This is a genomic window from Pedococcus sp. P2_A3 (genome assembly GCF_056405035.1).
In genome coordinates this window covers 35,581-54,525 of record NZ_JBFUCW010000009.1, presented here as the reverse complement: position 1 = coordinate 54,525, position 18,945 = coordinate 35,581, and the positions used below count along the sequence as shown (strand labels likewise).

Annotated in this window: 18 protein-coding genes; 7 read left to right on the top strand and 11 right to left on the bottom strand. The window is 70.3% G+C overall.

The window, feature by feature from the left end; translation table 11 throughout:
* The first annotated feature begins 7 nt into the window (after positions 1–7).
* Complete coding sequence (locus AC1DX8_RS09425) at positions 8–1,027, top strand: 1-aminocyclopropane-1-carboxylate deaminase (protein WP_477629663.1); 1,020 nt, start codon at positions 8–10, stop codon at positions 1,025–1,027.
* On the opposite strand, the gene AC1DX8_RS09420 is transcribed toward AC1DX8_RS09425, so the two are convergent.
* The gene (locus AC1DX8_RS09420; RefSeq protein WP_477629662.1) at positions 1,006–1,824 is read right to left on the bottom strand and encodes a hypothetical protein; all 819 of its coding nucleotides are present in this window, start codon (positions 1,822–1,824) and stop codon (positions 1,006–1,008) included. The two genes, AC1DX8_RS09425 and AC1DX8_RS09420, sit on opposite strands and share 22 nt — an antisense overlap.
* Before the next feature lie 270 nt (positions 1,825–2,094).
* On the opposite strand from AC1DX8_RS09420, the gene leuA reads away from it, so the two are divergent.
* A complete protein-coding gene (gene leuA / locus AC1DX8_RS09415; protein WP_477629661.1) occupies positions 2,095–3,840 on the top strand; it encodes a 2-isopropylmalate synthase in 1,746 nt (581 codons plus the stop codon).
* 102 nt (positions 3,841–3,942) lie between these two features.
* Here leuA and AC1DX8_RS09410 read toward each other — a convergent pair whose 3' ends face one another.
* Positions 3,943–5,283, bottom strand: a complete 1,341-nt coding sequence (locus AC1DX8_RS09410; protein WP_477629660.1) for an HNH endonuclease signature motif containing protein — start codon at positions 5,281–5,283, stop codon at positions 3,943–3,945.
* Positions 5,284–5,400: 117 nt separating this feature from the next.
* Between AC1DX8_RS09410 and AC1DX8_RS09405 the strand changes: the two genes are divergently transcribed.
* Positions 5,401–5,622 (top strand): hypothetical protein, encoded by a 222-nt coding sequence (locus AC1DX8_RS09405; RefSeq protein WP_477629659.1) that lies wholly within the window; start codon positions 5,401–5,403, stop codon positions 5,620–5,622.
* A gap of 5 nt (positions 5,623–5,627) precedes the next feature.
* Here the strand turns inward: AC1DX8_RS09405 and AC1DX8_RS09400 are convergent, their stop codons facing one another.
* Positions 5,628–6,893, bottom strand: a complete 1,266-nt coding sequence (locus AC1DX8_RS09400; protein WP_477629658.1) for a D-alanyl-D-alanine carboxypeptidase — start codon at positions 6,891–6,893, stop codon at positions 5,628–5,630.
* A gap of 250 nt (positions 6,894–7,143) precedes the next feature.
* Positions 7,144–7,623 carry a MarR family winged helix-turn-helix transcriptional regulator gene (locus AC1DX8_RS09395; protein ID WP_477629657.1) on the bottom strand — a complete coding sequence of 160 codons (480 nt, stop codon included), beginning with the start codon at positions 7,621–7,623 and terminating at the stop codon, positions 7,144–7,146.
* Between the two features lie 103 nt (positions 7,624–7,726).
* Here AC1DX8_RS09395 and AC1DX8_RS09390 point away from each other — a divergent pair, with 103 nt between their 5' ends.
* A complete protein-coding gene (locus AC1DX8_RS09390) occupies positions 7,727–7,915 on the top strand; it encodes a hypothetical protein (RefSeq protein ID WP_477629656.1) in 189 nt (62 codons plus the stop codon).
* Between the two features lie 2 nt (positions 7,916–7,917).
* On the opposite strand, the gene AC1DX8_RS09385 is transcribed toward AC1DX8_RS09390, so the two are convergent.
* From AC1DX8_RS09385 to AC1DX8_RS09375, 3 genes are all read right to left on the bottom strand, one after another.
* The gene (locus AC1DX8_RS09385; protein ID WP_477629655.1) at positions 7,918–8,205 is read right to left on the bottom strand and encodes a DUF1905 domain-containing protein; all 288 of its coding nucleotides are present in this window, start codon (positions 8,203–8,205) and stop codon (positions 7,918–7,920) included.
* Between the two features lie 49 nt (positions 8,206–8,254).
* Positions 8,255–10,627, bottom strand: a complete 2,373-nt coding sequence (locus AC1DX8_RS09380) for a glycoside hydrolase family 31 protein (RefSeq protein ID WP_477629654.1) — start codon at positions 10,625–10,627, stop codon at positions 8,255–8,257.
* A gap of 137 nt (positions 10,628–10,764) precedes the next feature.
* Positions 10,765–11,772 carry an AraC family transcriptional regulator gene (locus AC1DX8_RS09375; protein WP_477629653.1) on the bottom strand — a complete coding sequence of 336 codons (1,008 nt, stop codon included), beginning with the start codon at positions 11,770–11,772 and terminating at the stop codon, positions 10,765–10,767.
* Positions 11,773–11,864: 92 nt separating this feature from the next.
* Between AC1DX8_RS09375 and AC1DX8_RS09370 the strand changes: the two genes are divergently transcribed.
* Together AC1DX8_RS09370 and AC1DX8_RS09365 are read left to right on the top strand one after the other, a co-directional pair.
* On the top strand, positions 11,865–12,605 hold the full coding sequence (locus AC1DX8_RS09370; protein ID WP_477629652.1) for an SDR family oxidoreductase: 741 nt from the start codon (positions 11,865–11,867) through the stop codon (positions 12,603–12,605).
* A 180-nt stretch (positions 12,606–12,785) separates the two neighbouring features.
* Positions 12,786–14,330 carry a phospholipase D-like domain-containing protein gene (locus AC1DX8_RS09365; protein WP_477629651.1) on the top strand — a complete coding sequence of 515 codons (1,545 nt, stop codon included), beginning with the start codon at positions 12,786–12,788 and terminating at the stop codon, positions 14,328–14,330.
* A 120-nt stretch (positions 14,331–14,450) separates the two neighbouring features.
* Here the strand turns inward: AC1DX8_RS09365 and AC1DX8_RS09360 are convergent, their stop codons facing one another.
* The 4 genes from AC1DX8_RS09360 to AC1DX8_RS09345 all read right to left on the bottom strand — a co-directional run bounded on the left by AC1DX8_RS09360 (position 14,451) and on the right by AC1DX8_RS09345 (position 18,330).
* Positions 14,451–15,176 carry a phosphatase PAP2 family protein gene (locus AC1DX8_RS09360; RefSeq protein WP_477629650.1) on the bottom strand — a complete coding sequence of 242 codons (726 nt, stop codon included), beginning with the start codon at positions 15,174–15,176 and terminating at the stop codon, positions 14,451–14,453.
* Between the two features lie 201 nt (positions 15,177–15,377).
* The gene (locus AC1DX8_RS09355) at positions 15,378–16,874 is read right to left on the bottom strand and encodes an FAD-dependent monooxygenase (protein WP_477629649.1); all 1,497 of its coding nucleotides are present in this window, start codon (positions 16,872–16,874) and stop codon (positions 15,378–15,380) included.
* A gap of 109 nt (positions 16,875–16,983) precedes the next feature.
* Entirely contained in the window at positions 16,984–17,670 is a 687-nt protein-coding gene (locus tag AC1DX8_RS09350) for a maleylpyruvate isomerase family mycothiol-dependent enzyme (protein ID WP_477629648.1), read from the bottom strand.
* 30 nt (positions 17,671–17,700) lie between these two features.
* Positions 17,701–18,330: a mycothiol-dependent nitroreductase Rv2466c family protein gene (locus AC1DX8_RS09345; RefSeq protein WP_477629647.1), complete on the bottom strand. Its 630-nt coding sequence runs from the start codon at positions 18,328–18,330 to the stop codon at positions 17,701–17,703.
* A 74-nt stretch (positions 18,331–18,404) separates the two neighbouring features.
* Here AC1DX8_RS09345 and AC1DX8_RS09340 point away from each other — a divergent pair, with 74 nt between their 5' ends.
* Entirely contained in the window at positions 18,405–18,839 is a 435-nt protein-coding gene (locus AC1DX8_RS09340; RefSeq protein ID WP_477629646.1) for a MarR family winged helix-turn-helix transcriptional regulator, read from the top strand.
* The last annotated feature ends 106 nt before the right edge of the window (positions 18,840–18,945 follow it).

The following is an 18,945-nucleotide window of genomic DNA, read 5'->3' as shown; positions in this document are numbered from 1 at the left end:
GAGACCCATGTCGATCCACGACTTCGAGCGTTACCCACTCACCTTCGGCCCGAGCCCGGTGCACCGCCTCGCGCGGCTCACCGAGCACCTCGGGGGAGCGCAGGTCTGGGCCAAGCGCGAGGACTGCAACAGCGGTCTGGCCTTCGGGGGCAACAAGACCCGCAAGCTCGAGTACATCGTGCCCGACGCCCTCGCCCAGGGCGTCGACACGCTCGTCTCCATCGGCGGCTACCAGTCGAACCACACCCGCCAGGTGGCCGCCGTCGCGGCACACCTCGGGCTCAAGTGCCGCCTCGTGCAGGAGAAGTGGGTGGACTGGGACGACCCGGTCAACGACAAGGTCGGCAACATCCTGCTCTCGCGCATCATGGGCGCCGACGCCCGACTCGACCCGCACGGGTTCGACATCGGCATCCGGTCCTCCTGGGAGGACGCGCTGCGCGAGGTCGAAGAGGCTGGGGGCAAGCCCTACGGCATCCCGGCCGGCGCTTCGGAGCACCGCCTGGGCGGGCTCGGCTTCGCGAACTGGGCCTACGAGGTGGCCGATCAGGAGAAGGAGCTCGGGGTCTTCTTCGACACGGTCATCGTCTGCACGGTGACCGGCTCGACCCATGCCGGGATGATCGCCGGGTTCGCGGCCCTCGAGGACGCCGGTGGTCGTCCTCGTCGGGTGGTGGGCATCGACGCCTCGGCCACCATCGACAAGACCCGCGACCAGGTGCGCCGCATCGCCCAGCACACCGCCGACCTCATCGGCCTGGGGCGACAGCTGCGCGACGACGAGGTGACCGTGCTCGAGGGCTGGGCCGGCGACCTCTACGGCATCCCCGTCGAGTCGACCGTCGACGCCATCCGGCTCAGTGGCCGGCTCGAGGGCATGATCATCGACCCCGTCTACGAGGGGAAGTCGATGGCCGGGCTGGTCGACCTGGTCACGTCGCGCGAGATCCCGGCCGACTCCACGGTCCTCTACGCCCACCTCGGCGGCCAGCCCGCCCTCAACGCCTACTCGGGGATCTTCGACTGACCACTCTCGGCGAACGTCCACCCGTGCTCGGCCAGGGCTTCGCGCAGGAAGCGCAGGGCGATCGGGCCCACGCCGTGCAGGGCGGAGAGCCCTTCCTCGCTGCGCTCCCTGACCTGCTCGAGGGTCCAGACCCCCTCGGCGCGCAGGGCGCGCGTGGCGGGGGCCCCGATGCGAGGCAGGGGAGTGCCCTCGGGTGCGCTGGGCCGGTCGGCCCGCGGGGTGCCGGACTCGGCGTCGACGACAGCCGTGCCCCGCGGCGACAGCCGGTAGCCGATGTCGAGCGACTCGGTGAGCCCGAGCTCCTTGAGCTTGCGGACGTCTCGCTTGAAGCTCGGGGTGTCGCGGCCCAGCTCGGCCGCGAGCTCCGGCGCGCGGACCGTGGGGGAGCGGTCGATGATCGCCAGGGTCGCCCTGGTCCACGGCCCGATGCCCGAGGCGCGGTCGAGCCGGTCGAGGCGCTCGCGGATGGTGGCCACTTCGTCGGCACCCGGAACGGTGGCGCGCAGCTGTTCGCGCGGGTCGGCTCCCGCGTGGCGCAGCCCGACCCGCCAGACCGGCCGATCCGCCTTGGCCTCCAGCATCCTGCGCAGCTCGGTGATCGACGTCGCGCCGGCTCGTCTGGCGTCCTCGGCCGTGATGCGCGAGGGGGCCACCTTGTCGACCGAGGTCACCTCGAGCAGCCCCACCCGCGTGCGCAGCTTCGTCCCGACGACGACCCGCGGCCGGTCCCAGCGCCGGAAGGCGAGGTCGACGTCACCGGCCCTGATGGCCGCGAGGGTGTCCGGACGGATCATCATGGCCGCAACCTACTCGAGCCGGGTGTGTCAGCACGGACCACGTCGCGCGCTCACCCGCCCGACCGGCTGAGTCCGGATGGTGGGCGACGCGGCTCGGACGTTGGACGTATGCCGGGCACGCGGCATACCCTCGTGCCGTGCGTTCACTGCGCCTCCTCCTTCGCCGCCGCGGCGGGGCCTGACCGATCAGCCGCCCCTCGTCGCGGAGTTCGCGTTGCCGGCTGAGACCCTGAGTAGAGCCAACTGCAGCGAATCGTGAGGCGAGAGACCATGATCCACCCCCAGCAGCCGTCGGGTATGCCGGTCGCGAAGTACGTCCCCTTCCAGGACCAGATCCCCTTCACCCTGCCTGACCGCACCTGGCCCACCCGCGTCATCGAGCAGGCCCCCCGCTGGTGCGCGGTCGACCTCCGGGACGGCAACCAGGCCCTGATCGACCCGATGAGCCCCGACCGCAAGAAGCGGATGTTCGAGCTGCTCGTGCGGATGGGTTACAAGGAGATCGAGGTCGGCTTCCCGTCGGCGAGCCAGACCGACTTCGACTTCGTGCGGATGCTCATCGAGGACGACATGATCCCCGACGACGTGACGATCCAGGTGCTGACCCAGTGCCGCGACCACCTCGTCGAGCGCACGTTCGACTCGATCCGCGGCGCCAAGCAGGCCATCGTGCACTTCTACAACTCGACGTCGATCCTGCAGCGCCGCGTGGTCTTCGGGCTCGACCAGGACGGCATCGTCGACATCGCGCTGCAAGCCGCCCGCCTGTGCCGCAAGCTCGAGGAGACCATCCCCGACACGACCGTCTACTACGAGTACAGCCCCGAGTCCTACACCGGGACCGAGCTGGAGTTCGCGGTACGGATCTGCAACGAGGTGGCCGACGTCATCGACCCGACGCCCGACCACAAGATGATCATCAACCTCCCGGCCACGGTGGAGATGGCGACCCCCAACGTCTACGCCGACTCGATCGAGTGGATGATCCGCCACCTCGAGCGACGCGAGTCGATCGTGGTCAGCCTCCACCCGCACAACGACCGGGGCACCGGCGTCGCCGCCGCCGAGCTCGGCTACCTCGCCGGCGCCGACCGCATCGAGGGTTGCCTGTTCGGGAACGGCGAGCGCACCGGCAACGTCGACCTCGTCACGCTCGGGATGAACCTCTTCAGCCAGGGCATTGACCCGCAGATCGACTTCTCGAACCTCGACGAGATCCGGCGCACCGTGGAGCACTGCAACCAGCTCCCGGTCGGCGAGCGGCACCCGTGGGGTGGCGACCTCGTCTTCACCGCGTTCTCCGGTTCGCACCAGGACGCCATCAAGAAGGGCTTCGAGGACATGGAGCGCCAGGTGGCGTCCACCGGCAAGTCCATCAACGAGCTGGTCTGGGGCGTGCCGTACCTGCCGATCGACCCGCACGACGTGGGCCGCAGCTACGAAGCGGTGGTCCGCGTCAACAGCCAGTCCGGCAAGGGGGGTGTGGCCTACCTGCTCAAGGCGGAGCACCAGCTCGACCTGCCGCGCCGGCTCCAGATCGAGTTCAGTGGCGTCGTCCAGGCCAAGACCGACAGCGAGGGCGGCGAGGTCAGCGCCGCGGAGCTGTGGTCGATCTTCCAGGACGAGTACCTGCCCGCGGTCGACGGCGCGGTGAACACGTGGGGCCGGTTCACGCCGGTCAGCCACTCGCTCATCAGCGAGCAGGGCGGTGTCGACAAGATCAGCGCCACCATGCTCGACCGCGGCACGGAGGTCGTCGTCGAAGGCACCGGCAACGGACCCATCGCGGCCTTCATCGACGCGCTGTCGACCCTGGGTGTTGACGTCCGGGTCCTCGACTACGCCGAGCACGCACTGTCCGCGGGTGGCGACGCGAAGGCGGCGGCCTACGTCGAGTGTGCCGTGGGTGACCGCGTGCTCTGGGGCGTCGGCCTGCACAGCTCCATCGTCAAGGCGTCCCTCACGGCGGTGCTGTCAGCGGTCAACCGCGCGGAGCGGATGGCTCCCGTCGAGTGAGGCGGGGTATGCCGCGGGGTATGCCGCGGGTCCGGGCCACAGTGGCGCGTCGCGCCGGGTGGGGTCGGTCTCGTTCGGTCTGGCTCCGCAACTGTGGCTCGGTCATGTCCGCCGGCTGATGGTGACTCGTTTTCGTCCGTCGGGTTCTCGGGTGATTCGGTGGTGGAATCCGGAGTGGTGGATGCGGCGGTGGTGGAACCCGCAGAGGGGTACTGCTTTGTCGAGGTCGGTGTGTCCGCCGGTGGCCCAGGGGTCTTCGTGGTGTTGCTCGGTCCAGGCGTAGGGGCGGTCGCAGTCGTCGGCGGCGCAGGAGTCGTAGGTCATGGACAGGGCCACCCGTTGGGCCTCGGTGAAGAAGCGTTGGGTGCGGCCGAGGTCGAGCAGCTGGGACTGGCCGTCGAGGACGGCGGGCACCAGGCCTGCGCCGCAGGCCAGTCGTCGGGCTTCGGAGGCGGACAGGTCGTGGCCGGTGTCCAGCTGCGCGGCACCGAGGGAGGCCTTGAGGGTGTCGTGGTCGAGGGTGACGATGACGGTGGCGTTGACCTTGCCGGAGAGGTGGTCGGTGGGGAGGTGTTCGAGCAGCTCGACGAAGGCCCGGCCGTACTTCTGGGACCAGTCGAGGTCCTCGGCCCGGAACGCGTCCCAGGTCGCCTCGGCCACCTGCTCGGCGGTCAGGTCCGCGCCGGCCGCCGCTGCCTTGAGCTTGGCGTCCTTGGCTGCCTGCTGGGCGAACCGGCGGGGTGAGGCGATCTGCTGGATCACCTTGGTGAGGATCTGCCCGGCGAGGGTGGGCACGGTGAAGTGCCCGGTGGTGGTGCCGTCGTGGTTGTCGTGCAGGGTCAGCCTGGTCGCGGCCAGGGCGCGGTCTTCCTCGCTGCGCAGCACCGCGTCCTCGTGGGCGTCGACCTGCGCCTGGGACCGSTGCGCGGACGCCAGGGCCCGSCGSGCCTTGCGGCGCAGCGCGGGCGGGTCGAGGTGCTTGGCGACCGMCACCAGSGACTGCTCGATCGCGGCCCGTTCGGTCGCGTCGAGCCCGGCSGGCAGCTGCTGCGCCGCGGTSGCGATCACCAGGGCGTGCTCGGTCGACAGCTCGCCGGCGCCGAGCGCGTCCCGGGTGGCGRCCAGYCCGGCGTCGAGGGCRGTCGCCAACCGCACCTCRCGGGCCGCSGACGCGCCGTCGCGCCGCGAACGACTCGCGAGCCACGCGGCGGTGCCGGTCATCCCCGCRTCGGCGGCGACGTCGGACTTGTCGACCACCGACACCAGGGCCAGCTTCAGCGCCTGCAACCGGGTCACCGCCCGGTCCACCTCCGCGATCAGGCTCGACGCGGCATACCCGGACAGCTCGGCCACCGACGCRCACCGGTCGAGCACGGTGTGCACCTGACGCACCCCATCGGCTGCCGCGAGCGGCGGCGACGGGTGCAGGGGTGCGATGGCCATACCCCAGCATATTCGAACAGGTGTTCGAACGTCAACCTGTGAACGTGGTCAGTTCTGGGGGTCCTTGACCTCGACGGCTGGATGTCGGACCATCAACACACCGATCAAGGGGGAGTCATGGGAAGCGTGTCGATCTTCGCGGTGCTGCTCATCGGGACGTTCGTCCTCGGGGCGGTAGCCCTCGTGACGGTGATCGCCGTGGGCATCACGCGTCGTCTCCGTGACAAGCGCACGCCGGACGAGCGCCGTGCCGACGAGCACGGCGACATGGCTCCGGGCACGTTCAAGGTCACCCCCGGCATCGGCGGAGACGTCGATGGTGGCACCGGCGCCCTCTGAGCCGGCTAGTAGCAGCCGTTGACCGTGGCGGCGAGCATGTCGATGTTCTGGCGCATGAGCGTCATCGACGTCGGGTTGCCGTTGATGATGAACGCGAACGCCTTGCTGCGACCGTCCGTCCCGATCGTCCAGCCGGCCAGGGCGACGGCGTCCTTGAGGGTGCCCGTCTTGGCGTAGACCTTGCCCACCGCGCACTTCGACGTGGTCGCGGTGAACCTGCCGTACGACGCCCGCAACGTGCCGGTCAGCCCAGCCGTCGGCAGCCCGGGGCTGGAGCGCAGGATCTGGAACTGGGTCTGGTTGGCCCGCTCGAACGTGTTGGTCACCAGGCGGGCCAGCTGCACGCTGGTGAGCCGGTCGCTGCGCGACAACCCCGAGCCGTCGTAGATCGCGGTCGCCGACAGACCCTCGGAGGTGAGACCGCGCACCGCGGCGACGCGACCGGCCGACCACGTGCCGCCGACGCCGGTGCCCACCGCGACGAGCCGGTTCAGGGCCTCGGCGTCCTCGTTGTCCGACTCCATCATCATCTGGCTGACGGTCTGCTCCATGGTCTGCCCGGCTGACGTCGCAAGCACCGGGTTGGCGGTCGACGAGTAGCCCCGGGCCACGCTCGTGACGGTGATGCCGTAGGTCGCGAGCTTGGCAGCGAAGATGTTGGCCGCGTCGATGGTGGTGTCCGCGACCTGGCGTCCATCGACGACGAGCGAGCGCAGCCAGGTGGTCTCGGCGGGGATGTAGCTCGAGGGCCAGCCCGTCGCGAGGCTGGGGGCGGCGAAGAGGTGGTCGTCGGCATACACCCGCACGCGCAGCTGGCCGGCGTACTTCATCGCCGAGGCTGTCTGATGGGCCAGCGAGGTGACCTGGGTGGAGGAGAGTGCTGGGTCGCCCGAGCCGATGAGCACCACCTGGTCGGCTGCTCCACCGCGTCGCACCACGGTCGTGAACCGGTGGGTGGGTCCGTAGAGTCGCAGGGCGTTGGTCGCCGCGACGAACTTGAGCGTCGAGGCCGGCATGAGTGCGGTGCTGCCGTTCTTGCTCCACAGCAAGGTGCCCGACCGGGCGTCCATGACGGCCCCGGAGAACAGGGTGCCGAACCTCGCCGTCGTCGCCCGAGCGGTGAGAGCGCTGGCGAGCCGGGTGTCGGCGGAGCTCTTCACGTAGGGGTCCAGAGGGCGTGCGCTGGCGGCAGTCGGCGCCACCAGGGCCGTGACCGCGAGGGCGGCCGCGGCGGCGGTGGCGGCCACGAGGGAACGTGCGCGTGAGGTCATGGCGAGCCCTTGCTGGACTGTCCCCTGCTGGGGACCGTGGGACGGGTGTGACTGGGGGTGGGGCCGAAGGTAGCCCTCCTCGGGGCCTCATGGGGGCTTTTCGACCCTGTTTCACAGCGTTCATGGCCGTTCACCCGAGTTGGCCGCCCAGTCTGGCGCGGCCCGGGAAGTCCGTGTCCCCCCGGACCCAGCCTCCCGGGCCGGCGTCCACCCCATACCCCCGCCGTCGCCGCGCAAACGGCAACCCGGGTCAGTCGGGCAGTGGTGCGGCCGCCTCGATGAGTCGAGTCAGGCCGTCGCGCATGGCCTCGAGCTCGGTCAGCTCCATGCCCAGCCGGTCGATGATCGCCGGCGGGATGCGTTCCGCGCGCTTGCGGGCGGCGGCGCCCTTGCGGGTCAGCGAGACGGCGAGCGCCCGGTCGTCCAGCGGATCGCGCCCGCGGGTGACCATCCCGCTGGCCTCCAGGCGCTTGAGCAGGGGCGAGAGCGTCGCCGACTCCAGGCTGAGTCGCGCGGCGAGCTCAGTGACGCGCAGCGGGGAGTCCTCCCACAGGGCGAGCATGACGAGGTACTGCGGGTGGGTCAGGCCCATCGGCTCGAGCAGCGGCCGGTAGAGGGCGATCACGTTGCGCGAGGCCACTGCCAGCGCGAAGCAGACCTGGCGGTCGAGCTGGAGCAGGTCGGGCTCTGGGCTGCTCGGCCGGCGGCTCTGGCTCTTCGTCGTGGTCACGATTTCGAGTTTACCCCGGTCGGGTCTATCGTTAGTGCACCGATGGTTAGGGCACGAAGTAAATACGTCGCAGCAAGCTGCGCATGAAGGAACGGGAATCAGGATGAGTCGCAAGGCTGACCGCGAAGGACTGTCGCTGGGGTACCGCATCGGCTACCGGATCAAGTGGCTCGGGATGCACCTGTATGGGCCCGCGCAGCTCGGTGACGCCGAGGACCCGCACCGCCGGCTCGAGCGCCAGCGCGCCGCCAGGGTCGCGCAGGTCGCTGCGGCTCGCCAGCGTCCCAGCTGACCTCAGGCGTCGACGAAGAGGCGGATCGTCGTGGTCGCGCCGATCTCGAGTCCCTCCGCTCGTCGCACCGCATCCTTGAGCGGCACGAGGTAGCGCCCGTCCTTGGGCCACAGCGACGTCTTCCAGTCGGTGTCGCCGATCGTGACCCGGACCGGGATCATGCCCCAGCCGTAGCTCACCAACCCGGCCGTGGCGTCGAGGGCGTCGCAGAGGTCTTCGGGCACGGTGACGAAGTGGAACGGCGACGGCCCCTTCCAGTGCCAGATCTCCCCGCTGAACTCCAGCTCCATGCCGCCCACCCTAGGCAGTGACCCCGACGCGCGTGGCCACTGCGGCGGCTCAGTAGCGGGCCAGCGCGAGCTCCAGCAGGGCCGCCTCGACCWCACGGTCGAGCTCGAGACCGCGCAGGCGCGCGGCCGCGTCAGTGGGTCCGTCGGCGGCCACGACGAGGTCGTATGCCGTGCGCTTGAGGTTGTGGTCGATCCGCGCCCGGTCGAGCGCCTCTCGCAGCTGTTCGATGGTCCGGTCCCAGCCGAACGGCCGGAGGTCGCCGAGCGTGAGGCTGATGCCGGTGTCGGTGGGGACGTCGCCGAGAATGATCCGGGTGCCCACGGCGGTGTCCCGGAAGTCGCCTGGTGACTCCGCTCCTGCTCCCGAATCACCCTCTGACGCAACGGCTTCCGCGCCGAGCACCAACACCGTCCAGTGGCGGGAGGTGGGCAGCACGTCGGTGGCGCCCGTCGCTGGCGCAACCGCGAGCGTCCTCGTGGCGTCGTCCCACGTGATCGTGGTGGAGGCGGTTCGCGCGTCGATGCTCCCGTCGTCCTCGACGAGGTCGAACCGGCCGTCCGCACCGGGAGCCAGCACCAGCTCCAGCCGCGAAGGCAGCTCGGTGCCGACGCTGTCATCCTCCCCGCCTGCCAGTGGCAGCAGGCCACCGGCCCGCAGGAGCACCGGCAGGGTCTCCATCGGCCGGTGCAGCCGCACCTGTCGGCCGCCGCGGTAGCGCGTCCCGGTGAAGAGATCGGTCCACTCGCCGTCAGGAAGCCACGCCTGGGCGCTGCCCAGGCCGATGGTCCGCTGCTGGGGGCTCGTGATGGGGGCCACGACGAGCTCGGTGCCGAAGCGGAACTGGTTCGGCACCTCGTAGGACTCAGTGGCGTCCGGGTCCGCCCAGTACATCGGCTCGACGAGTGGTGCCCCATCGCGAGCGGCCCTGGCGTTCATGGTGTGGAGGTAGGGCACGAGCCGGTGCCGAAGCCGCAGGAAGGCATCGATGGTGGCGCGGGGCTCGGCGGGGAAGTTCCACGGCTCCTTGCGGATGAAGGGGTGCAGCGACGAGTGCAGCCGCATGATCGGCGAGAAGACTCCGAGCTGCACCCACCGCACCGTGAGGTCGTCGTCGCGGCTGCCGTACCAGTGGCCGCCGATGTCGTGGCTCCACCAGCCGTAGCCGATGTTCGAGGCGCTCGCGGTGAAGTAGGGCTGGAAGTCGAGCGAGTCCCAGGTGATGTGGGTGTCGCCGGAGAAGCCGATTGGGTAGCGGTGGCTGCCCGGACCGGCATACCGGGAGAAGGTCAGCGGCAGCTGACCACGGCGAGCCGAGTCGTTGAAGTGCTCGATGTTCAACAGCCACAACGGGTCCACGCCGGGTGTGCGGCTGAACGACCCCTGCTGCCAGTCGAGCCACCAGAAGTCGACGCCCTCGTCCTCGAGCGGGTGGTGGAGCCGCGTGAAGTAGGACTCCATGAAGCGGGCGTCGGTGGGGTCGAACGGGATCGGGCGCTCGGTGGCCGGGTCGACGCCCATGTCCTCGGCGACCTGCGGGTAGGCGTCCTCGAAGGCGCGCACGCCGTCGGCGGGGTGGACGTTGAGGGTCACCGCGAGGCCGCGGCGGTGCAGCTCGGCGAGGAAGACGGCCGGGTCGGGGAAGAGGTCACGGTTCCAGGAGTAGCCGGTCCAGCCCTTGCCGAACCGGGGGTCGATGTCGACCCAGTGCCAGTCCATGTCGATCACCGCGACCGACAACGGCACCTCCTCGGCCTCGAAGGTGTCGAGCAGCTCGAGGTACTCGTCGGCGGAGTAGGGGTGGTAGCGGCTCCACCAGTTGCCGAGCGCCCAGCGGGGGAGCAACGGCACGGGCCCGGAGACGGCGTAGAGGTCCGCGATCGCGGCCCGGTAGTCCTGGCCGCGCGCGAAGACGTAGAGGTCAGTGGTCCCCTTCTTCCGCGGGGCTGCAGCGCCGTCTTCGATGAGGAACGAGTCGGAGTCGTCGATGACGGCGATCCCGTTGCGCGACACCACTCCCGGCCCGAGGGGGACCGCGCCGTCGATGTCGTCGAGGGTGCGGGCCGTGCCGCCGAGTCCCTCGGCCGGTTCGCCGAACCGCCACTCGACGGTGTGCTCGCCGGGTGTCGCAGAGATGACCGTGACGACCAAGCCACTGGGGCTGAACGGCATACCGTCGTAGGACAGGTGGAGGCAGGCGGTGGTGAGCTCGACGCGTTCGCCGTCGCGCTGCACCTCGAACTCGGCTGCCGGGAGGTCGCGGTTGACCGCGAACGTGCTGGCGCGGTCCTCGAAGGCGCCCTCGTCCGACCACTCCAGCCGCACCAGTCCCGGGGTGAGGACGGTGATGCGCCAGTGCTTGCCCTGCACGACCGAGTCGGTGTGCGCCACCGGGTTGCCTGGGACCGTGAGTCGTGAGGCCACGGGAGCCGTCCTTCACCATGGGGGATGGGTGCGGCCCTCACGCTAGCGACGGCACGAGAGTCCGCAAACCGGCGCCCACACGCTGGGTATGCCGCGTTGCCGAGGTGCCTCGCGCGCACGCCCTCCCTGCGCCAGCGTCAGTCCGACTGGGCCCGGGTGTTGAGGCTGAAGACCTGGTGAGGCGGCTTCTGCGACAGCTCCAGGCGACGGTAGGCGGTGGGCGTCATGCCGACCTCGGCGAGGAACTGGCGGTTGAAATTCGCCAGGTTGCTGTAGCCACTCTGGCTCGCGACCTGGCCGATGGACTCATCGGTCGTGTCGAGGAGGCGGCGGGCGTAGGCGATGCGCAGCTTCTTGACCATGCTGGAGAACGTCATCCCGGTCGCTGTCTTGAAGTACTTGGCGAAGGTCTGCTCCGACATGAACGCGTGCTGCGCCGCCGTCGACAGACGCACCACGCCGTCGAGGTTGTCGAAGATGTAGGCCAGACCAGCCTCCCCGGCTTCCCGCGCCGTCGCGTCCGGGGGGTGCCCGAGCCATTCGCTGGCGACGACCTCGTAGTCCTCGCGTGGGGCGTTCGCGAACAACGCCAGCAGCCTGAAGAGGTGGGCGAGCTGGTCCATCCCCTCGCTCTGGACGCACGCCAGGATCGTGTCGGCCGCCCGCCAGGCAGTCGCGCCGGAGAAGACCAGGCCACGAGTCGATCGCTGCAGCACGGCGTCCACGGCGGTGAGCTCGGGAAGGTACTGCATGGCGCCGCGGATCCACTCGTCGCTGAAGTGGATGACGGCGTCCCGGTCGACTGCCACCTCACCCTCGGCCAGGTCACTGATCCAGTCGTGCGGAAGGTTCGGGCCCATGAGGCTCACGTGGCCGGGCCCGAAGGTGCCGATGTGGTCGCCCGCGATGAAGCTGCCACGGGTCTTGGTGATCAGGTGGATCTCGTACTCGGGGTGGGACCCCCACCCACAGATCTCGCTGGGGAAGTCGTGGGTCAGCACCCGCACCGACGCGTGGGGGTGCGGCGGGATGACCTCTCGCCGCATGGTGGGGTCGAGGGTGGCCGGCGAGAAGGCGCCTTCACTCGCGAGCCGGCTACCCGACCTGGTCGGCTGGGAGCGACTGGACTCGGGTCTGAACGACATGTTCGCCTCCCTTCAGGACCAACAGGAAAGTATCAAGAACATGGGCTGACCGCGCTTGTTGCGCATCAGCAGCGCCTCCTAGCGTTCGTGGCATGAGCAGACAGCGCAGCCTGCAGGACACCGTCGTCGTGGTCACGGGTGCCGGAGGGGGGATCGGCGGCCAGATCGCCCGGCTCGTCCTGGCCAACGGCGGTCGCGTCGTCGCCGGAGATCTGCGCCCCGAGTCGCTCGCACCCCTGCAGGAGGAGTGGGGCGGCGACCGCCTGGCGGTGGCCCACGGTGACGTCCGCGACGAAGCCACGTCAGCCGCCCTCGTCGCCGCCGGCGTCGAGGCCTTCGGCCGCGTGGACTCCGTGGTGGCCAACGCCGCCATCGGCTTCTACGGAGGGCTGCTCGACTACTCCGCCGACGAGGTGGCCCTCATGGTCGACGTGAACGTCAAGGGCTCGGTGTGGCTCGCGCGCGCGGCCGTCCGACAGTTCCGTGCGCAGGGCGACGGAGGCGACATCGTCATCATCGGGTCGGTGGCCGGACTCCTGATCGGTGGCGGCAAGGAGGCTGTGTATGCCGCGACGAAGGGCGCGCAGATCAACCTGGGTTACGCCCTCGACCGTGAGCTCCGCTCCGAGGGCATCCGCACGACGGTCCTCGCGCCGGCCGGGGTGAACACGGCGTTCGCCGCCGCCGACGGGCGCTTCGGGGATCGGGACCCGTCGGAGGGCGAGTTCATGGAACCGAGCGACATCGCGGAGGCCGTCGTCTACACGCTCCAGCAGCCGCGGCGGATGCGCACCGAGCTCTGGACCATGTGGAGCATGGCCGAGAACCACTAGCCCCTCCCCCTTCTCCTCGTCCCCCGCCTCCTCGTCCCCCGCCTCCTCGTCCCCCTCCTGCTCCCGCAACCTGAGCGCCCCAGAGGGCGCCCAGGTTGCGGGGAAGCGGCCCGTGCGGTCACCCCCAACGCATGACGGATGGCCCTTCTCCTGGGCGGGGAACCCCGCTATGCATGGCGGGTGACGACGCCGCAGTGGTTCCTCGATGCTTCGGAGCGAGGCAACAGCCACACCTCCCTCGACCGCCGCCACCCCGACGGGAAGGCGTGGACCGAGGGCAACCACGTGGTCCCCCTCGTGCACGGAGCCGCCTACTACGCCGAGCTGCACGGTCGCGTCTCGGCCATGCGTGGCGGTGACCTTCTCCTCTTCGTCGACTGGCGCGGCGACCCCGACGAACGACTCCTCGGGGAGCCGGGCAGCGAGATCTCCCGGTTGCTCTCCGGGGCGGCCGAGCGCGGCGTGGACGTCCGGGGGCTGGTCTGGCGCTCCCACCTGGACCGGCTGCAGTTCTCCGCCGCTGAGAACCGACACCTGGGCGAGGACATCAACGCTGCCGGTGGGCAGTGCGAGCTGGACATGCGGGTGCGCCCCGGCGGCTCCCACCACCAGAAGTTCGTGGTGCTCCGGCATCCCGGACGGCCCGAGGACGACGTGGCCTTCGTGGGCGGGATCGACCTGTGTCACAGCCGTCGCGACGACAGCGACCACGGCGGCGACCCCCAGCGTCAACCGATGGCGGCGGTCTACGGCAAGCGGCCCCCGTGGCACGACATCCAGCTGATGGTGAGCGGACCCGCCGTCGGCGACGTCGAGACGGTGTTCCGCGAGCGGTGGAACGACCCGCAGCGACTCAGCCGCAGTCCTCTTCGCCTGCTCGGTGACCGGCTTCGCAAGGACCAACCGCAGCGGCCCCGAGCGCTGCCCCCGCAGCTGCCGGATCCCGAGCCGACCGGCACGCTCCCGCTGCAGGTCCTGCGCACCTATCCCAAGCGGCGACCGGGCTATGACTTCGCCCCGGACGGCGAACGCAGCGTGGCGCGCGGGTACACGAAGGCGATCAAGCAGGCTCGGCGGTTGATCTACCTCGAGGACCAGTACCTGTGGTCGAAGCACGTCGCAGAGACCTTCGCGAAGGCGCTGCGCGACAGCGACGAGCTGCGGCTGATCGCCGTGCTTCCCCACCACCCGGACCAGGATGGCCGGATCAGCCAGCCGCCCAACCTCATCGGCCGCGAGCATGCCGTGGACATCCTGAGGCAGGCCGGGGGAGACCGGGTCGCCTTCTACGGCTTGGAGAACCACGCCGGGGTGCCGGTCTACGTGCACGCGAAGGTGTGCGTCATCGACGACACCTGGGCGACGGTCGGCTCGGACAACTTCAACCGGCGGTCGTGGACCCACGACTCAGAGGTGTCGGCTGCGGTCTGCGACATCGACTACGCCCGAGCCTTGCGCACGACGCTTGCCCGGGAGCACCTCGACAGCGTCGACGACCGGGAGCTCGAGCCGAGCGCGGTGTTCGACGCCTTTGCCGACTCGGCGCGGCGTCTCCAGCAGTGGCACGACGGCGGCCGGGTCGGCGCCCGCCCGCCGGGGCGCCTCCGCCCCCTGGAGGAGCCACCGCTGTCCCGCTGGACCCGCCTCTGGGCGACGCCGTTGTACCGGACGCTCTACGACCCGGACGGCCGCCCGCCGCTACAGCGACTGCGCGGTCAGTTCTGACCTTCGTGGGTGCGCGCGCGTCGGACGACGTGGTGGACCGACAGGGTGAAGGGTCCGCGCCCGGTGCCGGTCGCCCACCGGCTCGTGCCAGCGGTATGCCGGGTGAGCCTGGTGCGGTGGCTAGTCCCGCTCTCGTGGGCTGGGTTTGGTGGGGCGCTTGGTCGGGTCGAGCCGCGCCGACTGCTCGGGGGCCAGCCCCTGGGTGGGTTGCACCTTGGGCTGCCCGCGCTGCACCCGCCAAGCACTGAAGAGAGCGGTCATCGCAGCGGTCCAGGCCGCGCCGAGGATCACCCCGGCCACCACGTCAGACACGAAGTGCGCCGCGAGCGCGACTCGGGAGAAGCAGATCGCCACCACCATGAAGGCCGCGACACCGATGGCCACCTTGCGCCACCGCGGCGCCATCACCGGTAGGAACACGAGCAACAGGACCCCGTAGCCGGTGGCTGCGGCCTGGGCGTGACCGCTCGGGAAGCTGGCGCCCGGGAGGTGGACCAGCGGGTGGTTGACCAGGGGGCGTGGACGGTTCACCGCAGCCTTCACCGCGGTGTTGAGGAAGGACGACCCGGTGCCGGTCACGGCGACGAAGGCAGCGAGTCGCCACAGCCGTCTCCAGAGCAGCCACACGGTCACCAGGCCCAGGGCGATCTGCCAGGCGAGGCTGGACCCTGAGTCGCTGAAGAACCGCATCACCGTGACGAAGCCGGCGTGGGTGACGGCGTACTGGTGCAGACTGTCGCGGGCGCCCTGGTCGGCCTCCGCGAGTGGTTCCCACTTGTCCTCGACCAGGACGAGGAGCAGGACGAACGGGACGGCGACGGCGGCCAGTGCGGCGCCGCCGAGCAAGAGCCGCGTCTTCCGGTGCCGTGCGTCGGCGTTGCGGGTCTCCGGGTCGAGGTCGGTGGTCAGGGGTCTCTCCTCATGGGTGTCCGGCGGTTTGGCGTCGTCTCGAGACTAGCCCGAAATGCGTCGAGTGCAGGCCTGTGACCTGCACGAACGTGGGGTCGTGCGACCCGCGTGCTCGCCGCTCGCACCAGCCCGGTGGGGTCACACTCGGGCAGTCGACCTCAGGACGGCTCGGGTCAGTCCCTCGATGGTCAGCTCCGCTCCCGGTTCGCTGCGCCACGCGACATGGCCGTCGGGCCGCACCAGCACCGCCCCTCCGCGGTCGAGCTGGTATGCCGCGAGGCCACCCCGGTCCTCGAGGGCGTGCACGGCGACGGGCACGTTCGTGTGGTTCGGCAGCTCGTGGGCCACCGGACCGTCGGATGCGGCCACCAGCAGGACGAACTCGCGCCCGAAGAGGTCGATCGTGGACAACCGCTCACTGCGGTCGAGCCAGGCATGGGGTGCCCGCGCCCCCGGCGCCGCTGATGGGGCGTACGTCGTCGAGGTGTCCGGCCCGTACCGCTCGTCTGGAGTCACGATCGCCGAGGCGTAGCGGTAACCCATGTCGAGCATCCTCAGGTCGATGCCGGCCTGCTCGTCCTTGCGGGCGGCCTCCCACTGCACCCGGTTCGCCGCGCACGCAGTCTGCGCGACGTCGCGGCGCTCCGCGGCATACGTGTCAAGGATTGCGTCTGGGGCCCAGCCGTGGAGTATGCCGGCGAGCTTCCACGCGAGGTTGTGCGCGTCAGCCATCGCGGACGTGATGCCGGTCGCGCCGATGGGGGTGACCCGGTGAGCGGCATCGCCGGCGAGCAGGACCCGCCCCTGCCGGAAGGTCTCGGCGCACTGCACCCCTGCCTCCCAGCGGACGTCTCCGAGCACCTGGGCCTCGACGTCGACGCCGAGCAGCGCGGCCACGAGCTCGGCGGGGTCCTCGGGGCCGGGGTCTGCGATGTGGAAGCTGACCCAGCGGTGGTCTGGGTGCGTCGGCAGCATGACGGCGTCGGCGGTCTGCATGCGTACGAACGTCGGGGGCGGCGACCCGAGCCAGGGCGTCAGGTCTGCCCGGAACCGGACGCTGCGTTGGGTGCCGAGCTCCTCGCCCACGAAAGGAATTCCCGCGAACCGGCGCACGTCGCTGCGCCAACCGTCAGCCCCGATGACGTATGCCGCGCGCACGCTTCGCGTCTCGCCGGACTCGTCGACCATGGTCGCGAGGACACCCTCGGAGCTGCTCGAGAGACCGGTGAGCCTGTGTCCCCACCGCACCGAGACCGTCGTGCGGGCCGGCAGGTGCGCTCGGAGCACGCCCTCGAAGGCGTCCTGCGCGATGGCGATGCCCTCGCAGGGACTGACCTCCGCGAACGTCTCCCCACCCGTAGGCGCCGAGGCCAGGGCCGGCTGGGCCAGCGTGGTGCGCACCTCCATGCGCGGATCAGTGGGAAGAGCCGCCGCGACCATGTCGGGCTCGATGCCCAGCTGCCGGAGCACTTCGGTGGCGCGCGCGTGGATCCCGCGGGCCCGGGGGAGGTCGGAGACCGTCGTGCGTCGGTCGATGAGGATGGTGTCGACGCCGAAGTCGCCCAACAACATCGCAGCCACGACCCCGGCCGGACCTGCACCGACCACCAGCACCTGGCATTCGGTCTCGGACATGCTCGCCTCCCGCCGGCCCGCCACGGTGGCGGATCCCTCAGTATCCAGCGAGATCGACGCCGTCGCGCCCCGTCTGCGTGGCGCACCCGTCCAGGGATGGTCGCGAGGATCAGGAGGTCTTGGCCTCGCTGAGGCGCAGCGCGTCTGCCCCCTCGCCGGTGAGCTGGTCGAGGGCCGCCGTCCGTCCGGTGACGAGGAGCAGCAGGGCCCCGATCGGACCAGTGATCTCGGCTCCTTCGCCGCGGGTCCAGTCGGTGTCGGTGGCGCTGAGTCGGCAGCTGGCCCAAGGCAGTCGGCGGTTGACGCTGGCGAGCCAGGTGTCACGCGTCTCCCACCGACGGGTCGCGGTGAGGGCGCTGAGCGAAGGCAGCATCGGCAGGTCAGCGCCCAGCGGGATCGCGATGTCCTGGCTGTGCACGAGGATGTCGGTCAGCGTCTCCAGGGGTGTGAGTCCCACGTTGTGTCGGCGCGATCCCATGCCGCTGCGGATGCCGGCAACGATCTGCCCGTTGGTCAACGTCTCTGCGTGCACGACTGCCGCGTCGTGGATGAAGTCGTTCAAGGCCAGCCTGCGCAGCATCCGGGGATGACGGGCGAGGAAGCCCAACGCATCGCGCACCCGTTGCTGCTGCATGGTCAGGTGTGCGGCGACGTGTCGCACCGTCCAGCCCTCACAGAGCGACGGGTGCTCCCACTGCTCGGGCGTGAGGCCTTCGAGCAGGGCAGCGGTCCTGGCTCGCTGGTCGTCGATCCCGGCCCACAGGGCGTCAGTGTCGGTGGCCGACAGGGTTGCCATCACGTCCTCCTTTGCTGGACACCGGTTCGGTCAGGTGAAGACCGGGGGCTGGAGGCGGGTGCGCTTGAGCTCGAAGAACTGCGGGTAGCCCGCGAGCAGCCGCGCACCTTCGAACACCTGGTCCGCGTTCGCTCCGCGAGGGATCGCGTTGAGGACCGGGCCGAAGAACGCGACGCCGTCGATGGAGGTGATCGGCGTCCCGACCTCCGCACCCACGAGGCCGACCCCGGCGTCGTGGCTGACCCGCATGGCGTCGTCGTACCTCCCTGACTCCATCGCGTCCTCCAGCTCGCCGGGCAGCCCCACCTCCGCGAGGGCCGCACCGATCACCTCGTGGTACTCCTCGGCGGTGGGTCGGCGCCATACATCGAAGACCCGCTCCCCGAACGCGGTGTAGAAGTCGGCGAGGGCGCTCAACCCGCACCGGGTCGCCACGGCTGTCGCCACCTTGGCGGGCCCACGGCTCGCCTCGACGTTGCGGCGGTAGTCCGGCGGGACGTCGGTGCGGTCCTGGTTCAGGAGGTAGAGGCTCATGACGTGGTGGCGCACCGTCAGGGGCCTTCGCTGGCCCACCTCCCGCAGCCACCGGGAAGCCGTCCACGAGTAGGGGCACACCGGGTCGAACCAGAAGTCGACCACCGTGTCGCTCGTAGCGCCCATGACACCTCCATGGCTAAACTAGTCCTATCAGCGAACTACTATAGTTCGATGATAGGACTTTGTGAAGGGGCCACATGGAGCGCGAGTTGCCGGCCAGCCTGCTGATGTTCATCGCGTCGCGATCGGCTGCCAACCGCATCTTCGAGGCGCTCCAGGAGCGCGGCTTCGACGACGTGACCATCGCGCAGAGCCGGCTGATGATGGGCATAGACCCCGAGGGCACCCGGTTGAGCGTGCTCGCCGAGCGTGCCCAGATCGCCAAGCAGACAGCCACCGCCCTCGTCGACAAGCTCGAGCACGCCGGCTACGTCGAGCGCGTCCCCGACCCCACCGACGGCCGGGCGCGTCTGGTGCGCATGACCGCTCGCGCCAAGCAGGCGATCCCCCACGCACGCGCGGAGGAGCAGCGCATCGAGGAGGAGTGGCGCGCGCACCTCGGCGCCAAGCGCATGGAGCAGCTTCGCGACGCCCTCACCGACCTGCGTGACATCACCGACCCCTACCAGTGACTTTCCACCCCTTTGTCCGTATGCCGCGTGCCTGAGACCCGGGGCCGCGTCGCCTCGACGGCAGGTGCGCTGGCCTGACGTCTAGGGTTTGTCCAAGGTTTCGACT